A 17,032-nucleotide genomic window follows, 5' to 3' on the forward strand; every position below is an offset into this window, starting at 1 on the left:
TGGACGACATGGCACCGAAGACCCAGAAGCCGGTCACGGTCGTGCTGTTCGGCGCGACCGGCGACCTGTCCCGGCGCAAAGCTTGCTGCCCGGTCTGCTGCACCTCTTCGAGACCGGTCTGCTCCCGCAGCCTGCAGATCATCGGCACCTCGCTGGACGAGCACACGACCGAGTCCTTCGTCGCCTTCGTGCACGAGGCGGTCAAGGAGTTCTCCGGCGACGACAACGACATGGACGCCTGGCCGGAGTTCGCCAAGCTTGCTGCACTGGGCGCCCGGCTCCGAGGGGCCGGCCGGGCTGCGCGCGGCCGTCGAGAAGGCCGAGGCGGCGTGGAACGGCGACCGGGTGCGCCTGCACTACCTGAGCGTCCCGCCCAAGGCGGCGCTGTCCGTCGTGCAGACCCTGGACGACGCGGGTCTCGCCGCGGGCAGCCGGATCATCATGGAGAAGCCCTTCGGCGTCGACCTCGAGTCGGCGAAGAAGGCTCAACGCGGAGCCTGCACAAGACCTTCGACGAGTCGCAGATCTACCGCATCGACCACTTCCTCGGGAAGGAGGCCGCGCAGAACATCCTCGCCTTCCGCTTCGCCAACGGCCTCTTCGAGCCCATCTGGCACCGCAACAACATCGACCACGTGCAGATCGACGTGCCGGAGGAGCCTCGGCCTCGACCAGCGCGCCAACTTCTACGAGTCGACCGGCGCCTACAAGGACATGGTCGTCACCCACCTGTTCCAGGTGCTGGCCTTCACCGCGATGGAGCCGCCGACCTCGCTCGCACCGGACGCGATCCGGGAGGAGAAGGACAAGGTCTTCCGCTCGATGCTGCCCATCGACCCGGCGAACGTCGTGCGCGGGCAGTACCAGGGCTACCGCGACATCCCCGGTGTCGCGCCCGAGTCGGAGACCGAGACCTTCATCGCGCTCAAGTGCTTCATCGACAACTGGCGGTGGGCCGGCGTCCCGTTCTTCCTGCGCACCGGCAAGCGGATGGCCGAGGGGGCGCGGATCATCTCGATCGCGTTCAAGGAGCCGCCGCGCTCGATGTTCCCGAAGAACTCCGGCGTCGGCGACCACGGCCCCGACCACCTGACCTTCGACCTCGCCGACAAGGCCAAGATGTCGCTGTCCTTCTACGGCAAGCGGCCCGGGCCCGGGATGAAGCTCGACAAAGTCTCTCCATGCAGTTCGCGATGACCGACACCTCGTGGGCGGGCTCGGTGCTGGAGGCCTACGAGCGGTTGATCTACGACGCCGCCCGCGGCGACCAGACGCTGTTCACCTCCGCCGAGGGCATCGAGCGGCTGTGGGAGGTCTCCGCGCCGCTGCTGGAGTCCCCGCCGGTCGTGCGGCCCTACCGCCAGGGCAGCCTGGGGTCCCAACCAGGTGCACCAGCCGATCGCGCCCTACGCCTGGCGGCTGCCCTTCGAGCGGCAGTGGCGCAACCCGAACGCGCTCGGCGGCTAGGACGCCTGAGGACCCGGCGCCGAGGGGATCCCGGTCCGTGTGGACCGGAGACCCCCTCGGCATACCTCATCCGGCGTGGTAGCGGTCCTTGGTCGTCCACGCGGACGCGGCGGAGCACTGGTCGATCGCGTGGCTGATGTCCTTGCAGATTGCGATCCGGTACTTCGTCGAGCCGAAGTTCCAGTCCGCCAGCAGCCGGTGGTTCGTGGCCACCCACCGGCCCATCGTGCCGTTGCCGCAGATGTTCTCGCCCACCCGGATCCAGCCCGTCGCTCCGTCGACCGCGGCGTTGACGTTCTCCCGGAAGCCCTGGGCCGCGAGGTAGACGCAGTACCCGTCGGCGGCCGTGTCCTTCGCCGAGACGTCGAACCCCACGTGGTGGTCGTCGACGTACCAGACGCGACCGCTGGCGTAGGTCCACGGCGGAGCGACGGTGTACACCTCGTAGGCATGGGCGCTGCCTCCGGCGAGGACGACGGGCACGCAGGCGAGCAGGGCGACGGCCAGAATCTTCAGTGACCTCATGGGTCCTACCTTCGGGATCGAGAACGGTCGGGCACTTCGAGTGTCTGACGCTGCGATTCCCGGTTTTGTTGCGGCGGCGAGCCGTCAGTCGATCACGCCGGCCTCGCGGGCCAGCCGGACCGCGTGCACACGGTTGCTGGCGTGCACTTTGCGCATGGCGTTCTTGAGGTAGGACTTCACGGTGCTCTCCACGAGCCCGAGGGCCTCGGCGACCTCGCGGTTGCTGCGGCCCAGCGCCACCTGCTCGAGCACGTCGACCTCGCGGGCCGCGAGCCCCGAGGGTGCCGGCTTCCTCGCGATCGCCGGGGCGCGCCCCCGATCGACCTTGGTGCGCACCCGCTCCAGGCGCCGGCGCAGCACGTCGTCCTCGACGAGCGCGGCCAGGTCGGCCAGCCTCGGCCGAGATGTCGCTGAGGTCCGCCCGGCTCAGCGCGGCCGGCGTGGGGGTGTGGGCGGTGGCGAGCCGGCGGCGGACCTCGTCCTCGACGGCGATCTCGCGCTCGACGCGGCGCACGAGGGGGGAGGAAGGCGTCGTACCAGACGTCGCCGAGCACGACCTGCGTGCGGTGGGCGAGGTAGACCACCAGCCGCGGCACCCGGTCCACCATGATCGGCAGCGCGGTCACGGTCTGCAGCTGCTCGGCGCGCACCGGGCCGTCGTACTGGTGGGTGATGCCGCGGGCGTCGTGGTAGTCTGTTGACCGACACCGGTCGGCCGAGCACCAGCGCCTTGCCGCCGAGGCCGCAGCCCGCACGCACCCGGAGCCCTTGCAGGGAGCGGGTGTTGGTGCTGTGCAGGCCGAGGATGTCGAGCGCCCCACCACCCGGCGTGACCGGTCCGCCGAAGGCGACGTCGCTGCCGCCGGCCGCGCGGAAGTCCGCGAGCGTGCGCACCAGCCTCCCGCCGTCGTACGACGCCTCGGGGGCGAGCTCAGCCATGGCTCCCACGGTAGGTGAGCGTGGTCACACGGGCAACGGCGGTCACCCCCTTTCGGGGGTGGCTCCGCTCAGGCGTTGCTGAACGCGTAGTCCTCCAGCGGGAAGCTCACCGCCTCGCGGTGGGCGGACAGCGTCGAGGTGGGCCGCAGCAGGACCGCCTCGCCGTGCTGGTTGAAGTAGTAGCTGCGCGCGGTCGAGCACTGCCCGGCGTTGAAGACGGAGTTGCCGAGCAGCCCGGTCATCCGGTCCAGGAACTCGGTGTTGGCCTCCTCGGTCACCTCGAAGATGCTGGAGCCCTTCTTGTTCATGGCCTTCAGCAGCCGGTCCATGTGGGCCATCTGGGTCTCGATGGTGGTGAAGTAGGACAGGCCCGAGTAGGAGTAGGGGCTGTTGAGGGAGAAGAAGTTCGGGAACTTCGGCACCGCGATGCCCTCGTAGGCGCTGAACCGGGTCTCGCGCCACCACTTGCCGAGGTCGCGGCCCTCGCGGCCGATGATCTCGATGGCCGGGAAGTTGGTGTCCCACAGGTTGAAGCCGGTGGCCAGCACGAGGACGTCCAGATCCGCGCGACGGCCGTCCTCGGTCACGATCCCGTTCGCGTCGACGTGCGAGATCGTCGTCGTCTCCAGGTCCACGTGGTCCTTGGTGAAGGTCGGGAAGTAGGTGTTGGAGAAGGTCGGTCGCTTGCACCCGAAGTCGTAGTCGGGCCACGAAGCTTCGCCCGCAGCCCGGGGTCCTTCACCTGGCGCTTGAGGTGCGCCGCGCACACCCGCTTGCCGATCTGGTTGGCCGCCGGGAGGTCGCGGAAGTGCAGCACTCCGGCGACCATGAGGAGCTCGAGGATCGACGTACCGACCAGGCGGGTGGCCTTCTGGGTCAGCGGCACCTTCGCGAACGCGCCGCGCACGACGCCGGGCACCTTGCCGTCCATCTTCGGGCTGACGTAGATCGGTGTGCGCTGGTAGACGGTCAGGTGGTCGGCCACCTTGGCCAGCCTCCGGGATCAGCCTGCACGGCCGTCGCGCCGGTGCCGATGATGCCGATCCGCTTGCCCTCCAGACTCGATGTCGTCGTCCCAGCGGGTGGTGTGCACGACCGTGCCCGCGAAGTCCTCGATGCCCTCGATGTCGGGCAGCCTTGGGCTGGGAGAGGAATCCGGTGGCGGTGAGCAGGAAGCGCCCGGCGACGGTCTCGCCGCCCTCCAGCGTCACCACCCACGTCGAGGACTCCTCGTCCCAGCGCGCGCCCTGGACGACCGTGTCGAAGCGCATGTGGCGGCGCAGGTCGTACTTGTCGGCGACGTGCACGGCATAGGCCTTGAGCTCGGAGCCGGGCGCGAAGAGCCGCGACCAGTGCGGGTTCGGCTCGAAGGAGTAGGAGTACGTCGACGACGGGATGTCGACGGCGAGCCCGGGGTAGCGGTTGACGTGCCAGGTGCCGCCGAGGTCGTCCTCGCGCTCGAGGATCGCCAGGTCGTCGTACCCGAGCCGCTTGAGCCTGGATGGCGGCACCCATGCCGCCGAAGCCGGCGCCGACGATGACGGCGTCGTGGACGTGGGTGGTGCTCATCGGTTGCTCCGATCGGTGGCGGCGTCGAGCCGGGCGGTGTACGCCGCGCGTGCGGCGTCGTCGGGGTGGAGGGCGCGGTCGCCACGGACGACCTTGCGGACCCGGTCCATCAGGGGGACCGGGACGAGCGGGACGGTCGCGGCCAGCGCGCCGACGTAGCGGGGGACGGCGATCTCGGCGGCGCGGCTGCGCACCGAGCCGACCACGGCGCCCGCGATGTCGCTGGGCGCGACCTTGGGGATCGGCTTCATGTCGAAGCCGGACGCCAGGTCGGTGTCCACGGCCGAGGGCAGCACCGCGGTGAGGGTGACGCCGTGCTCGGCCATCTCGAGCCGGGTCGCGGCGGTCAGCCCGACGACCGCGAACTTGCTGGCGTTGTAGACGGCGAGCCCCGGCACCGGGAACTTCCCGGCCAGCGAGGCGATGTTGACGACGTGCCCGCGGCGCCGCTCGACCATGCCGGGCAGCACCCGGCGCATGCCGTTGAGCACGCCCTGCACGTTGACGTCCATGATCAGCCGGTCCACGGCGGGGTCCTGGTCGAGGAAGGCGCCGGCCGGCATCACCCCCGCGTTGTTGACGAGCACCGCGACCGGGCCGTGCTCGGCCTCGGCGGCGTCCACGAAGGCGTCGTACGACGCCCGGTCGGCCACGTCGACCTGGAACGCCGCGGCGCCGGTCTCCGCGCCGGTCGCCATGGCCGCCGCGAGGTCGAGGTCGCCGATGGAGACCCGTGCGCCGCGGGCCAGGAAGGCCTCCGCGCTCGCGCGGCCGATGCCGCGCGCGCCTCCGGTGATGACGACGTGCGCGCCGTCGAGGTCGATCGGGGTGGGCTTGGTCATCGGACGATCTCCAGGGTGCGCAGGTGGCGGGTGACGAGGGCAGGCGCCTGGTGGTGCGCGGTGGTGCGGACGCGGCTCAGTCGCTCGGCGTCCATGAAGTTGGCGCCCATCGCGGCGAGGTCGGCGCGGGTGGGCTCGATCCGGGAGACCCGGGCGCCGGCGGCCCGCAGCAGGGCGATCTCGCGGTCCACACGACGGGTCATGGGGCGGCGCAGCAGGCGCTCGATGCGGGCGGCCCCGCGGGCCGGGGCCCCACCGTGGCTGGACATCGGCGGTACGACCACCACCTCGTCGATCCGGCCGCTCTCGACCTCGGGCAGCAGCAGGTCGGCGGAGGTGGGGGAGACGGCGCCGCCGTCGAGCAGCGCGTGGCCGGCGACCTCGACCGGCGGGAACCACCCGGGGATCGCCCAGGACGCGGCGATCGCGTGCCCCAGGTCCGGCCGGGGGGTGCCGGCCCGCCCGAACGGGAGCCGCTCGCCGGTGCGGGCATCGGCCGCGACCAGCCAGGTGTCGGGGTGCGTGACCCAACCGTCCGCTCCCGCCAGGGAGTCGCCGAGGTCGACCAGCCACTGCGGGTCGCCGGACCCGCGGGGCAGCAGCCCGGCGAGTCCCGCGAGCAGGTCCACCCGGCGGCGCAGGGCGGCGCGGGTGAGCCCGAGGCCGGGGAGGCCCGGCCGGGGAGGCCGGGCAGGCTGCCCGGCGCTGCGGAGGAGGAGAGGTGCGCGGCGACGCGCGGGTCCGAGGCGTCGTCGATCGCGGCTCCGCTGACGCCGGCGCCCAGCAGGGCGACCGAGCTCGGCGCCGGCCGACGTACCGATCAGGACATCGGCGGTGCGCGGGTCCCAGCCCTGCCGCTCGAGCTCGGCGAGGACGGCGGCCGTCCAGGCGAAGCCCAGGGTGCCGCCGCACCCGATGACCAATGCGCGTCCCACGAGACCCCCGGTGAAGAAACGGAATGGAATGTCAGTTTCGGAACGTATCGTCATTTTCCGGCACCTGCAATAGGCTGGGTCACTATGACGGCGGCGGTGACGGGACTCTCGCGACTGGAGCGGCGCAAGGCCGAGACCAGGGCGGAGATCATCGAGGCCGCGTTCACCTGCTTCGCCGAGCAGGGCTACCACGCGACGGGGATCGCCGACATCGCCGCGCGGCTGGGCATCGGGCACGGCACCTTCTACCGCTACTTCCAGAACAAGCGGGACATCGTCGAGCACGTCGTCGACGACCTGATCGGCCGGATCGTCGAGGCGCTGGGTGCCGACAACGCGCCCGATGCGGTGAGCACCCTGGAGGACTACCGCGCGCAGACCGAGCGGATCGGGACCGCGCTGTCGCGGATCTTCAGCGACGACCCGCGGATGGCCCAGCCTGCTGGTCTCCGCGGTCGGCATCGACGACGCGATGCGCGAGCGGATGCTGGAGTCTGTTCGAGGCGACGACCCCGCTCACGGCGGAGTACCTCGAGCACGGCGTACGACTCGGCTACCTGCGCGCCGACCTCGACGTCGAGGCCACCGCCTTTGCCATCAACGGGATGATCCTCGGCTCCCTGCTCGCCGCCCTGCGCGACCCCTCGCCGGCGCGACAGGCCCGGCTGAGCGCGGGTATCCGCGCCGTGATGTACGACGGCATCGCCGCCCGCTGACGCCACCGGGCACTGCAAGGCCCGGCTGATCGGGCCATCGGCCACGCCGTGCTCGCAGGTGACCTGTATCTCTGGCGCCCTTCCCGAAAGTCAATAAAGTCAGTCGAGAAACATTTGACTGGCTGGTGAAGGGGGACCCCGATGATCGAGATCACCGGGCTCACGAAGTCCTACGGGAGCACGACCGTGCTCGACGGGATCGACCTGACCGTGGGCGAGGCCCAGGTCGCCGCGGTCGTCGGGCCGAGCGGCGCGGGGAAGAGCACGCTCGCGCGGTGCATCAACCTGCTCGAGCGCCCCACCAGCGGCACGATCGCCGTGGACGGCCGGGATCTCACCCGGCTCTCGCGGCGCGACCTGCGCGAGGCCCGCCGTCAGATTGGCACCGTCTTCCAGTCCGCCAACCTGCTACGCCGGCTCACCGCCGCGCAGAACGTCGCCCTGCCGATGCGTCACGCCGGTCTCGGCGACGGGGAGATCCGCACCCGCGTCGCCGACCTGCTCGACCGGGTCGGCATGGTGCACCGCGCGAACCACTACCCCTCGCAGGCTCTCCGGCGGCCAGCGCCAACGCATCGGGATCGCCCGCGGCCTGGCGCTGCGGCCCTCCGTCCTGCTCTCCGACGAGGCCACCTCCGGGCTCGACCCGGACACCACCCGCGCGATCCTCGACCTGCTCGCCGAGCCTGCGCGACGACCTCGGCGTCACCATCGTGGTGATCACCCACGAGATGGACGTCGTGCGCTCCATCGCCGATCGCGTCGCCCACCTCGACCACGGCCGGATCGTCGAGCAGGGCACCGTCGCCGACGTCGTACGACGCTCCGACTCCGCGCTCTCCCGCGCGCTCCTGCCGATGCCGCCCGTCCCCGACGACGCCGGCCACCGGGTCTGGACCGTCCGGTACGAGGACGCCGCGGTCTCGCCGGTCTGGCTGGCCCAGGCCGGCCGCGAAGCCTGGACACCGACATCGCCGTGCTCGCCGCCCTCGTCGAGGCGGCGGGGGAGACCCCGGTCGGACGGCTCACCCTCGGCCTCGACCCGCAGCCTGGACGACCGCCGCGTGGTCGACGTGCTGGGTCGCCACGGCCTGGTCGCCGAGCCCGCGGATCGCGCCGTGCTGCGCGCGGTCCCCACGACCGCCGGTGCGGAGGGGGCGGCATGAGCGCGCTCCTGGCGACCCCGTGGCCCGACGTACCGGACCTGCTGGTGCCGGCCGTCGGCGAGACCTTCCGGATGGTCGCGGTGGTGATGACGGTCGTGGTGCTGCTCGGCGGGCCCCTCGGGCTGCTCATCTTCAACACCTCGCCGCTCGGGCTCTTCCCGAACCGTGCCGTGCACGTGTCGATCAGCCTGGATCGCCAACCTGGGCCGCTCGCTGCCCTTCCTGGTGCTGATGGCCGCGGTCATCCCGGTGACCCGGCTGGTCTTCCACACCACCGTCGGCTTCCAGGCGGCACTGATCCCGATGTCGATCGCGGGCGTCGCGTTCTTCGCCCGGATCACCGAGAGCGCGGTGCGCGAGGTGCCGCGCGAGCCTGCTCGACGTCGGGCTCGCCGGCGGCAGCAGCACCGCCCAGATCGTCACCTCGATCCAGGCTCCGCGAGGCGCTGCCCGGCCTCGCCGGAGGGCTGACGCTCAACCTGATCGCGATGATCGAGTACTCCGCCATCGCCGGCGCCATCGGTGCCGGCGGACTCGGCTACCTGGCCGTCAACTACGGCTACCGGCGCTTCGACGACAACATCATGATCGCCTGCATCGTGCTGCTGATCGCGCTGGTCCAGGCTCATCCAGTTCTCCGGCGACCGCGTCGTCCGGGCGCTCACCCACTGAGCACCGTTCCGCCTCTGCTCCACCCGGTCTCGGCACCTCGAAAGGAACCACCATGTCCACCACCCAGCAGCCCGGCAAGCGCGCCGACGAGGCGAAGGACCTCATCGACCTCGGCGGTGGCCGCCGGAAGTGGCTGTGGGCCGCGATCGCCGGTGTCGTCGTCCTCGCGCTCGCGGTGTTCCTCGTCCTCAAGACTCACCGGCGACGACGAGGAGGCCGTCGCCGGCAGCCACTTCGGCAACGACTTCACGATCGCCTTCCAGGCCAGCAGCGCCTCGGAGAAGGCCTTCCTCGACTACCTGGACAAGGAGATCGCGCCCGACTACGGGGTCACGATCGAGGGCGTCGGCATCGAGGACGGCAACCAGACTCGACCAGGCGACCGCCGACGGCAAGTACATCGCCAACATCTACCAGCACAAGCACTGGCTGAAGCAGGTCACCGACTCCACCGGCATGAAGTCGACCGCGCTCGGCCCGGTCTTCCAGTGGTCGTACTCCGTCTACTCCACCAAGTACTCCTCCCTCGACGACCTCCCCAAGGGCGCCACCATCGCGCTGCTCAACGACCCCGCGAACACCGCGCAGGCGCTGTGGATCCTCGAGCGCGCCGGCAAAGCCTGACCTTCAAGGACGGCGTCGACCCCTGGAACGCCACCGAGCAGGACATCGCCGACAACATCGGCGGCTACAAGTTCACCTACATGGAGTACGGCGCCGGCCCGCGCACCCTCGACTCCGTGGACGCGGTGATCGACTACAACATGTCCTTCGTCGACGCCGGCACCCCGGACAAGTACCGGATCTTCGAGCCGGACGCGCCCAAGGAGTTCGCCGGACAGGCTCGTCGTCGGCTCGTCGTACGTCGACGACCCGCAGGTCGAGAAGCCTGAAGAAGGTCTTCTTCGACAAGCGCGTCCAGCCCTACCTCGCCGAGAACACCGACCCCAACCTCAAGGGCCAGCCTGGCGCCGGTCTCGGCTGAGTGACATCTCCTCCCGGGTGGGGGACAGTGGCAGGACCACTGTTCTCCACCTCGGGAGGAAACGATGCGTCGTACCCGTCTCGCCGCCGCTGTCCTGTCCGCCGTCGCGCTGACCGCGCCCGGCGTCCCGTCCGCACTCGCCGCCCCGGCCTCGGCGGCTCCGGCGGCCGACTCCGCTCACGCCGTACGGCTTCCGTTCGTCGCGGTCGTCACGCCGGTCCCACGGACCTACCGCGCGAAGATGATCGGCGTCTCCTGGAAGCCCGGATGCCCGGTCGCGATCGACGACCTGCGGATCGTCACGATGACCTACCGCGGCTTCGACGGCCGGGTCCACCTCGGCCGGCTGATGGTCAACCGCGACGTGGCCCGGTCCGTGGTCCGCGCGTTCCGGACGATGTACGCCGCCGGCTTCCCGATCCGCCGCATGGAGTCGATCGAGGCCTACGGCGCCTCTGACGACGCCTCGATGGCCGCCGACAACACCTCGGCCTTCAACTGCCGCCCCATCACGGGCACGACGGACCGCTTCTCGATCCACTCCTACGGTCGGGCGATCGACATCAACACCGTCGAGAACCCCTACGTGAAGGGCACCACCGTCCTCCCGCCGGCCGGTCGTGACTTCGTCGACCGCACCGACGTGCGCCCCGGCATGATCGTCAAGGGCGACGTCACCTACGACGCGTGGACCGCCGAGGGTTTCGGGTGGGGTGGGGACTACGTCTCGCTGAAGGACTACCAGCACTTCGAGTTCCCGCCGTCCTGAGCGACTACGGTGACGCCGTGGATCCTCGTCAGCGCGCGGTGAACCGCCGCTGGCGGACCAAGGTGGCTGTCTTCTTGGCCGTGGGAGCCGGGCTGGTCGTCGCCGGGCTTCTGCTCGGCCTGCTGCCGGAGCCCGGGCAGTACTCCCGTGGCCGGGGCGCGCCCGCCGGAATCGTCGTCATCGGCGTCGTCGTCATCGTGGCCACGCTCGGCGCCGTCGTGCTGCGGCTGGTGCAAGGGCCGCAGGAGCCGGGCAAGCGCGCCCGCGACTGAGTCAGTCCGTCGAGAGCAGCCGCTCGCACTCCTCGATCAGCCGCGCCCGCAGCGGCGCACCCCGCTCCGCGAACCCGCGCTGCGCCTCGGCGTACGCCGCCTTGCCCTCGGCCGTCTCGATCCGCACCGGCTCGAAGCCCAGGTCCTGCAAGTCGTACGGCGCCGCGCGCATGTCGAGCGCGCGGATGTCCCAGGCGAGCTCGAAGCAGTCGGCGACCAGGTCGGAGCAGATCATGGGGGAGAGCCGGAAGGCGTGCTTGTAGAGGTCCATCCCGGCGTGCAGGCAGGCGGGCTGCTCGAACAGCGGGCGGTCGTCGCGGCCCGGGCTCAGCGTGTTCAGCGGACGGGCAGGGGGCGTGAAGAAGCGGTAGGCGTCGAAGTGGGAGCACGCGATCCGGTGTCCCTCGACGACCTCGTCGGTGCCGTCCGGGCCGAGGCGGAGCGGCCAGTCGGCGTGTCGGGTCTCGTCCTCGGCGAGGCGGTAGACCATCGCCCACTCGTGCAGCCCGAAGCAGCCGAAGTGCGGCGTGCGGGCGGCGGTCGCGGTGAGCAGGCGGTGCAGCGTCTCCAGCAGCACCCGCTGCGAGCGCACGTACGACGCTCCGACGCCCACCCCGCCGTCGAGCGCCTCGTACCCCTTCAGCCCCGCGTGCTCGGGTGAGTCCAGGACCACGCCGAAGCCGGGGTGCCAGCGCCGGAGCCTGGGCCGGCCGGTGGGCGTAGTAGGTGAAGAGGAAGTCGAAGACCGGGTGCTTCTCCCGCGCCTCGCGCCGCGCGAGGTGCGGGGCGAGGTAGGCGTCGATGCGCTCGGCGTGGGCGGCCGCCCGCTGCCGCCAGGCTCTGCGCATTCACGACGAGCAAGCGTAGGTCGATAGGCTCGCCGGGTGCGCATCGTCAGATTCACGGCCGGCGACGAGCCGGCGTACGGCGTCCTGACCGGCGACCTCGACGAGTACGGCCAGCCGGCCGACGACGCGGTCGTCGTCGGTCTCGCCGGCGACCCGTTGTACGTCGGCATCAGTTTGCTGGAGAAGGAGTACCGGATCGAGGACATCCGTCTGCTCGCGCCGGTGCTGCCGCGCAGCAAGGTCGTCGGCATCGGCAAGAACTACGCCGCCCACGCGGCCGAGATGGGTGGCCCGGTGCCCGAGGAGCCGCTGATGTTCCTCAAGCCGAACACCAGCGTGATCGGGCCGGGTGACGCGATCCAGTACCCGCGCCAGACCCAGGACCTGCACTACGAGGGCGAGCCTGGCCGTCGTCATCGGGCGGATCTGCCGCGACGTACCGGCCGAGCAGGCCACCGACGTGATCCATGGCTACACGATCGCCAACGACGTGACCGCCCGAGACCTGCAGAAGTCCGACGGCCAGTTCACCCGCGCCAAGGGCTTCGACTCGTTCTGCCCGCTCGGGCCGTGGATCGAGACCGACCTCGACCCGCACGACTTCAGCCAGGGTCGCCGGGTGCAGACCTTCCTCAACGGCGAGGTCGTCCAGGACGGTACGACGGCCGACATGGTCTTCGACGTGCCGGCACTCGTGGCGCACGTGTCCAGCGTGATGACGCTGCTGCCCGGCGACGTCATCCTCACCGGCACCCCCGAGGGTGTCGGCCCCATGCAGGTCGGCGACGAGGTGGAGATCTCCATCGACGGCCTCGGCACCCTCACGAACAAGGTGGAAGCACGAGCATGAGCAACGTCCGCGTCCGGATGGCCCCCTCGCCGACGGGCAGCCCGCACGTCGGCCTGGTCCGCACCGCCCTCTTCAACTGGGCGTTCGCGCGGCACCACGGCGGGACCTTCGTCTTCCGCATCGAGGACACCGACAAGGAGCGCAGCACCGACGAGTCGCTGAGTCTCGATCATCGACCTGATGCGCTGGCTCGGCCTGGACTGGGACGAAGGCCCCGAGGTCGGCGGCCCGCACGCGCCGTACTTCCAGAGCCAGCGCAGCGACCTGTACGCCGACGCGCTCGCCCGGCTGAAGGAGAACAGCCGCACCTACGACTGCTACTGCACCAACGAGGAGGCCGCCGCGCGCCGCAAGGCCGCCGGCTCCAAGGTGCAGGGCTACGACGGCTTCTGCCGCGACCTCAGCGAGGAGCAGGTCGAGGCCTTCCGCGCCGAGGGGCGCAAGCCGGTCGTGCGCTTCCGGATGCCCGACGGCTCGATCACCTGGAACGACCTGGTGCGCGGCGAGGTGTCCTTCGAGACGGAGTTCGTGCCGGACTTCGCGCTGTGCCGGGCCAACGGCGACCCGCTGTACACGCTGGTGAACCCGGTCGACGACGCGCTCATGGAGATCACCCACGTGCTGCGCGGGGAGGACCTGCTCTCCTCGACGCCGCGCCAGATCGCGCTCTACGAGGCGCTGATCGAGGTCGGCATCGCCACGGCGACCCCGGAGTTCGGTCACCTGCCCTACGTCATGGGCCAGGGCAACAAGAAGTCTGTCCAAGCGCGACCCCGAGGCGCACGCGCTGGCCTACCGCGAGCAGGGCTACCTGCCGGAGGGCCTGCTCAACTACCTCGCGCTGCTGGGCTGGGCGATCGCCGCGGACCGCGACATCTTCTCCCTGGAGGAGATGGTCGAGGCCTTCGAGATCGGTGACGTCGTCGCCAACCCGGCCCGCTTCGACCTGAAGAAGTGCGAGGCCATCAACGCCGCCCACATGCGCCTGCTCGGCCTCGACGACATCACCCACCGGGTGCTGCCCTTCCTCAAGCGCGACGGCGTCGTCAGCGACCCCGTCTCCGACGCCGATGCCCAGCCTCCTGGAGCCTGGCGATGCCGCTGATCTCCGAGCGGATCAACAAGGCTCTCGGAGGCCAGCGCGCTGCTGGCCTTCCTGTTCGTCGACGAGGACGCCTTCGAGGTCGACGCCGAGGACGCCGCGAAGCAGATCGGTGAGGCCGGGATCCCCGTCCTGCAGGCGTCGTACGACGCCCTGGAGGCGCTGCCGACCTGGTCCACCGAGGCGATCCAGACCGCTCTGCAGACCGCCCTCGTCGACGGCCTGGGGCTCAAGCCGCGCAACGCCTTCGGCCCGGTCCGGGTGGCCGTCACCGGCCGCCGGATCTCCCCGCCGCTGTTCGAGTCGCTGGAGTTTGCTCGGCCGCGAGCGCAGCCTCGGGCGGCTGCGGCGTGCCCTCGGCTGAGCCCACGGGGCTGCGCTACGAGCGGCTCCAGGAGCGTGGACGCGCGGGCGCCTGGCGCCCCTTGGTCGGCATCCTGCTGCTCGTCGCGCTCTTCGCCGTCGCCCAGGTGGTGCTCGTCAACCTGGTCGCGCTCGCGCTGTCGATCGCCGGTGACAGCCGCGCGGAGGTGACCGACAAGGCTCTCGGGCGACGTCGCCACGCCGTCGTACCTCGCGGTGGTGAACCTGTCGTGGGCCGCTGCCATCCCGGCCGTGCTGGTCGTCGCGTGGTTGGTGCACCGGCTGGCACCCGGCTGGGTGGTCTCCGTCGCGGGGCGGCTGCGCTGGCGCTGGCTGCTGGTGTGCGCCGGCCTGGCCGCGGTCGCACTGGGTCTGACCGTGCTCGTCTCCGCCGTGCTGCCCGACCAGGGCGCCGGCTCGCTCGACACCAGCGGTGGGCTGAACCCGTGGAGCAGCGCGCTGCGGGACTTCGTGCTGGTCGTCGTGCTGCTGACACCGTTGCAGGCGGCGGGGGAGGAGTTCGTCTTCCGGGGCTACCTCGCCCAGGCCTGTGGCGGGATCACCGCGCGCTTCGGGCCGCGGGTGAGCGGGGCGATCGCGGTCGTCGTACCGGCGGTCCTGTTCGGGCTCGCCCACGGCCTCGGCCAGAACCTGCCGGTCTTCCTGGACCGCTTCGCGTTCGGCCTCGTCGCCGGCGTCCTGGTGCTGGTGACCGGCGGCCTGGAGGCGGGCATCGCGATGCACGTCCTCAACAACTTCGTGGCCTTCGGGCTCGCGCTCGCCTTCGGTGACATGACCGAGGCGCTGACGCCCGGCGACGGCACCTGGTGGGCGATCCCGGTCACCCTGACCCAGTCGCTGTCCTACCTCGCCCTGGTGTCCTGGGCGGCCCGGAGGGGGCGGGTCGAACGCCGGACGGGCGGGGTCATTTTGGAAGCGCGCGGCGCCCGCGTGTAATGTCTACGCCGCAGACGCAGCGCCGTCAGCGATGGTCTATGGTGTAATTGGCAGCACTAGGGATTCTGATTCCCTCAGTCTAGGTTCGAGTCCTAGTAGACCAGCCAGAGCAGTGATCGAAGCCGGGCCCGAGGCCCGGCTTCCGTCGTTTTCCGGCGCCCTCCGCGCGGTCGTTGGCCGTCCGGACACCGCGACGTCGACCCGATTTGGTCTCCCCGAGACGGATCCTCTAGAGTTCTCTTCGTTGTCGCGGCCCCGGTCGAGACAAAGTTGCCCCCGTCGTCTAGCGGCCTAGGACGTCGCCCTCTCACGGCGGTAACGCCGGTTCAAATCCGGTCGGGGGTACAAACCCAGCAGGGCCCGGTCCATCGGACCGGGCCCTGCGGCTTTCCGCACAGCGGTGTTCAGGTCCCTGGCAGGTACGACGCGCGAGGCTCCTGCCATGTTCGATCTCATCAACGGCCTGCCCGTCCATCCCCTCGTGGTCCACGTCGTCGTGGTGCTGCTCCCGCTCGCCGTCCTCGGCACCGTCGCGATCGTCCTCCGTCCGTCGTGGCGGGCCCGGCACGGGCTGCTCGTCGTCGGCTGCGCCGCGGTCGCCACGGCGCTGGTGCCGGTGGCGACATCGAGCGGAGAGGCCCTCGAGCGCCGGGTCGGCGACCCCGGCCGGCACGCGGCTCTCGGCGACCAGCCTGATCTGGTTCGCCGTACCGCTGCTGGTGACGGCGGCGGCCGTGGTGTGGCTGGACCGGCGGGGCCGTGCCGGCACGCGGGCGGGCTCGCCGCTGGTGCTGCGGGCGGTGTCGGTGCTGGCTCTGGTCGCTGCCCTGGCCGCCGGTGTGCAGGTGGTGCGCGTCGGCGACTCCGGTGCGCGGGCGGCCTGGGGCGATCAGGTGTCCTCCTCGGCCGCCCGGTAGCGTCCTCCCCATGGCTCAGGTGACTGCTTCCGTCGACGTGACCGTGGCCGCCCCGCCGGCCGACGTGCTGGCCGCCCTCGCCGACTACGTCGACGTCCGCCCCGCGATCCTGCCCGAGGCCTACAGCGCCTACGAGGTGCTGGAGAACGGCACCGGCGACGGGACCGTGGTCACCTGGCGGCTCCAGGCCACCAAGAAGCGGGTGCGACACGTGATCGCGGACGTGGCGGTGACCTCCGACGCCGTGGTCGAGACCGATCGCAACTCCACCATGATCACCACGTTCAGCGTGGCGCCCGACGGTTCGGGCAGCAAGGTCACCGCACTGACCACGTGGGAGGGCGCGGGCGGGATCGGTGGCTTCTTCGAGAAGACCTTCGCGCCGATCGGCCTGGGCCGCATCCACGGCGAGCTCCTCGCCAACCTGGCCGCACGCGTCGGCTGAGTCCCGAGCTTGCCGGGTTCCCGAGATCCGGTTCATCTTTCTGCATTGCCGGATTGCGAAGCAATCACGCTCTTGCGGGGAGATTCGGCCGAGCACGAGGTTACTCCTGACCCTCTCGGCGGCGACCCCCACCGCGTCGGTCATCGGCCGGCTCGCTGACTCGCTCGACCATGAGAGAGCGACGAGCCCGACTCTCATGAGGAGTGTGGGTTAGACGTGAATCGCAATCTGGTGGGTGGCCTGATGGCCACCCTGGTGGCGGCCTCCGGGCTCGCGACCGTCTCCCTGTCGACGACCCCCGCGCACGCGGACCCGGTCGTCAAGGTCAGCGCCGCCAAGGACGGGCCGCGCGACAAGGCGCGCCGCTCGGCCGACGCCCTGGTCAGGAGCCGCGCGCCGCAGCTCAAGGCGAGCAGACTCGGACAGACTTCGCCGCCGAGCCCATCGTCAGCGGCGGCAGCGGCCTGCAGTTCGCGTCGTACGAGCGCGAGCTACAAGGGTCTCGACGTCCGTGGTGGCGACTTCGTCGTGGTCACCAACAAGGACGGCCAGATCCTCGGCACCTCGGTCGCGCAGAAGCGAGCGATCGGCAACCTCTCCGTCGCGCCGAAGTGCTCACCTCCGGAGCGGCGAGCGCCAAGGCGGAGGCGAACCTGACCCAGGCCGTCGTGCGCGGCAAGCCGGAGGCTCGTC

At 70.9% G+C, this 17,032-nt stretch carries 21 protein-coding genes, 2 tRNA genes and 8 pseudogenes; 23 read left to right on the forward strand and 8 right to left on the reverse strand.

What is annotated here, in order from left to right:
- Positions 1 to 8: 8 nt before the first annotated feature.
- The 5 pseudogenes from G5V59_RS32450 to G5V59_RS32470 all read left to right on the forward strand — a co-directional run.
- Positions 9 to 200, forward strand: a pseudogene (locus G5V59_RS32450) (glucose-6-phosphate dehydrogenase); the annotation flags it as partial.
- 145 nt (positions 201 to 345) lie between these two features.
- A pseudogene (locus G5V59_RS32455) lies at positions 346 to 429 on the forward strand (hypothetical protein); the annotation flags it as partial.
- Between the two features lie 95 nt (positions 430 to 524).
- Positions 525 to 611 (forward strand): annotated as a pseudogene (locus G5V59_RS32460) (hypothetical protein); the annotation flags it as partial.
- A 94-nt stretch (positions 612 to 705) separates the two neighbouring features.
- Positions 706 to 1,197 (forward strand): annotated as a pseudogene (locus G5V59_RS32465) (glucose-6-phosphate dehydrogenase); the annotation flags it as partial.
- Positions 1,198 to 1,220: 23 nt separating this feature from the next.
- Positions 1,221 to 1,604 (forward strand): annotated as a pseudogene (locus G5V59_RS32470) (hypothetical protein); the annotation flags it as partial.
- Here G5V59_RS32470 and G5V59_RS32475 read toward each other — a convergent pair.
- The 6 genes from G5V59_RS32475 to G5V59_RS32500 all read right to left on the reverse strand — a co-directional run bounded on the left by G5V59_RS32475 (position 1,534) and on the right by G5V59_RS32500 (position 6,277).
- Positions 1,534 to 1,992 carry a hypothetical protein gene (locus G5V59_RS32475; protein ID WP_278259196.1) on the reverse strand — a complete coding sequence of 153 codons (459 nt, stop codon included), beginning with the start codon at positions 1,990 to 1,992 and terminating at the stop codon, positions 1,534 to 1,536. The pseudogene G5V59_RS32470 and the gene G5V59_RS32475 sit on opposite strands and share 71 nt — an antisense overlap.
- An 84-nt stretch (positions 1,993 to 2,076) precedes the next feature.
- Positions 2,077 to 2,352: a LuxR C-terminal-related transcriptional regulator gene (locus tag G5V59_RS32480; protein WP_278259197.1), complete on the reverse strand. Its 276-nt coding sequence runs from the start codon at positions 2,350 to 2,352 to the stop codon at positions 2,077 to 2,079.
- A 66-nt stretch (positions 2,353 to 2,418) separates the two neighbouring features.
- The gene (locus tag G5V59_RS32485) at positions 2,419 to 2,931 is read right to left on the reverse strand and encodes a hypothetical protein (protein WP_278259198.1); all 513 of its coding nucleotides are present in this window, start codon (positions 2,929 to 2,931) and stop codon (positions 2,419 to 2,421) included.
- Between the two features lie 68 nt (positions 2,932 to 2,999).
- Positions 3,000 to 4,442: an NAD(P)/FAD-dependent oxidoreductase gene (locus tag G5V59_RS32490; protein WP_278259199.1), complete on the reverse strand. Its 1,443-nt coding sequence runs from the start codon at positions 4,440 to 4,442 to the stop codon at positions 3,000 to 3,002.
- A 54-nt stretch (positions 4,443 to 4,496) separates the two neighbouring features.
- Positions 4,497 to 5,342, reverse strand: coding sequence for an SDR family oxidoreductase (locus G5V59_RS32495; RefSeq protein ID WP_278259200.1), 846 nt, complete (start codon positions 5,340 to 5,342; stop codon positions 4,497 to 4,499).
- A complete protein-coding gene (locus G5V59_RS32500) occupies positions 5,339 to 6,277 on the reverse strand; it encodes a patatin-like phospholipase family protein (RefSeq protein WP_278259201.1) in 939 nt (312 codons plus the stop codon). Before G5V59_RS32500 ends, G5V59_RS32495 begins: the two co-directional genes overlap by 4 nt.
- A 96-nt stretch (positions 6,278 to 6,373) precedes the next feature.
- Between G5V59_RS32500 and G5V59_RS32505 the strand changes: the two genes are divergently transcribed.
- The 6 genes from G5V59_RS32505 to G5V59_RS32530 all read left to right on the forward strand — a co-directional run bounded on the left by G5V59_RS32505 (position 6,374) and on the right by G5V59_RS32530 (position 10,857).
- The gene (locus tag G5V59_RS32505; protein WP_278259202.1) at positions 6,374 to 6,886 is read left to right on the forward strand and encodes a TetR/AcrR family transcriptional regulator; all 513 of its coding nucleotides are present in this window, start codon (positions 6,374 to 6,376) and stop codon (positions 6,884 to 6,886) included.
- A gap of 248 nt (positions 6,887 to 7,134) precedes the next feature.
- Positions 7,135 to 7,713 carry an ATP-binding cassette domain-containing protein gene (locus G5V59_RS32510; RefSeq protein WP_278259203.1) on the forward strand — a complete coding sequence of 193 codons (579 nt, stop codon included), beginning with the start codon at positions 7,135 to 7,137 and terminating at the stop codon, positions 7,711 to 7,713.
- A complete protein-coding gene (locus G5V59_RS32515) occupies positions 7,707 to 8,159 on the forward strand; it encodes a hypothetical protein (protein ID WP_278259204.1) in 453 nt (150 codons plus the stop codon). Before G5V59_RS32510 ends, G5V59_RS32515 begins: the two co-directional genes overlap by 7 nt.
- Positions 8,156 to 9,724, forward strand: coding sequence for a hypothetical protein (locus G5V59_RS32520; protein ID WP_278259205.1), 1,569 nt, complete (start codon positions 8,156 to 8,158; stop codon positions 9,722 to 9,724). The genes G5V59_RS32515 and G5V59_RS32520 overlap by 4 nt, the downstream gene beginning before the upstream one ends.
- Positions 9,725 to 9,880: 156 nt before the next feature.
- Entirely contained in the window at positions 9,881 to 10,585 is a 705-nt protein-coding gene (locus G5V59_RS32525; RefSeq protein WP_278259206.1) for a M15 family metallopeptidase, read from the forward strand.
- Between the two features lie 17 nt (positions 10,586 to 10,602).
- Positions 10,603 to 10,857, forward strand: coding sequence for a hypothetical protein (locus tag G5V59_RS32530; protein WP_278259207.1), 255 nt, complete (start codon positions 10,603 to 10,605; stop codon positions 10,855 to 10,857).
- Between the two features lies 1 nt (position 10,858).
- On the opposite strand, the gene G5V59_RS32535 is transcribed toward G5V59_RS32530, so the two are convergent.
- Both G5V59_RS32535 and G5V59_RS32540 read right to left on the reverse strand, forming a co-directional pair.
- Positions 10,859 to 11,530: a 3-methyladenine DNA glycosylase gene (locus G5V59_RS32535; protein ID WP_278259208.1), complete on the reverse strand. Its 672-nt coding sequence runs from the start codon at positions 11,528 to 11,530 to the stop codon at positions 10,859 to 10,861.
- On the reverse strand, positions 11,497 to 11,718 hold the full coding sequence (locus G5V59_RS32540) for a hypothetical protein (RefSeq protein ID WP_278259209.1): 222 nt from the start codon (positions 11,716 to 11,718) through the stop codon (positions 11,497 to 11,499). The genes G5V59_RS32535 and G5V59_RS32540 overlap by 34 nt, the downstream gene beginning before the upstream one ends.
- Before the next feature lie 23 nt (positions 11,719 to 11,741).
- Here G5V59_RS32540 and G5V59_RS32545 point away from each other — a divergent pair.
- From G5V59_RS32545 to G5V59_RS32600, 12 genes and pseudogenes are all read left to right on the forward strand, one after another.
- Positions 11,742 to 12,555 (forward strand): annotated as a pseudogene (locus tag G5V59_RS32545) (fumarylacetoacetate hydrolase family protein).
- Between the two features lie 14 nt (positions 12,556 to 12,569).
- Positions 12,570 to 12,698 (forward strand): annotated as a pseudogene (locus G5V59_RS32550) (glutamate--tRNA ligase family protein); the annotation flags it as partial.
- A 37-nt stretch (positions 12,699 to 12,735) separates the two neighbouring features.
- The gene (locus G5V59_RS32555) at positions 12,736 to 13,473 is read left to right on the forward strand and encodes a glutamate--tRNA ligase family protein (protein ID WP_278259210.1); all 738 of its coding nucleotides are present in this window, start codon (positions 12,736 to 12,738) and stop codon (positions 13,471 to 13,473) included.
- A complete protein-coding gene (locus tag G5V59_RS32560) occupies positions 13,367 to 13,660 on the forward strand; it encodes a hypothetical protein (RefSeq protein WP_278260204.1) in 294 nt (97 codons plus the stop codon). Before G5V59_RS32555 ends, G5V59_RS32560 begins: the two co-directional genes overlap by 107 nt.
- 51 nt (positions 13,661 to 13,711) lie before the next feature.
- Positions 13,712 to 13,909, forward strand: a pseudogene (locus G5V59_RS32565) (glutamate--tRNA ligase); the annotation flags it as partial.
- Positions 13,910 to 13,918: 9 nt separating this feature from the next.
- Positions 13,919 to 14,191, forward strand: coding sequence for a hypothetical protein (locus G5V59_RS32570; RefSeq protein ID WP_278259211.1), 273 nt, complete (start codon positions 13,919 to 13,921; stop codon positions 14,189 to 14,191).
- Between the two features lie 48 nt (positions 14,192 to 14,239).
- Positions 14,240 to 14,977: a type II CAAX endopeptidase family protein gene (locus tag G5V59_RS32575; protein ID WP_278259212.1), complete on the forward strand. Its 738-nt coding sequence runs from the start codon at positions 14,240 to 14,242 to the stop codon at positions 14,975 to 14,977.
- Positions 14,978 to 15,009: 32 nt separating this feature from the next.
- Positions 15,010 to 15,084: transfer RNA gene (locus tag G5V59_RS32580), tRNA-Gln, on the forward strand.
- 165 nt (positions 15,085 to 15,249) lie between these two features.
- Positions 15,250 to 15,322 (forward strand) — tRNA-Glu (locus G5V59_RS32585).
- 97 nt (positions 15,323 to 15,419) lie between these two features.
- Complete coding sequence (locus G5V59_RS32590) at positions 15,420 to 15,917, forward strand: DUF2231 domain-containing protein (protein WP_278259213.1); 498 nt, start codon at positions 15,420 to 15,422, stop codon at positions 15,915 to 15,917.
- A 14-nt stretch (positions 15,918 to 15,931) separates the two neighbouring features.
- Positions 15,932 to 16,339, forward strand: coding sequence for an SRPBCC family protein (locus G5V59_RS32595; RefSeq protein ID WP_278259214.1), 408 nt, complete (start codon positions 15,932 to 15,934; stop codon positions 16,337 to 16,339).
- Positions 16,340 to 16,555: 216 nt separating this feature from the next.
- Entirely contained in the window at positions 16,556 to 16,996 is a 441-nt protein-coding gene (locus G5V59_RS32600; protein ID WP_278259215.1) for a hypothetical protein, read from the forward strand.
- Positions 16,997 to 17,032 lie beyond the last annotated feature (36 nt).

The sequence above is a fragment of the Nocardioides convexus genome (genome assembly GCF_011090295.1).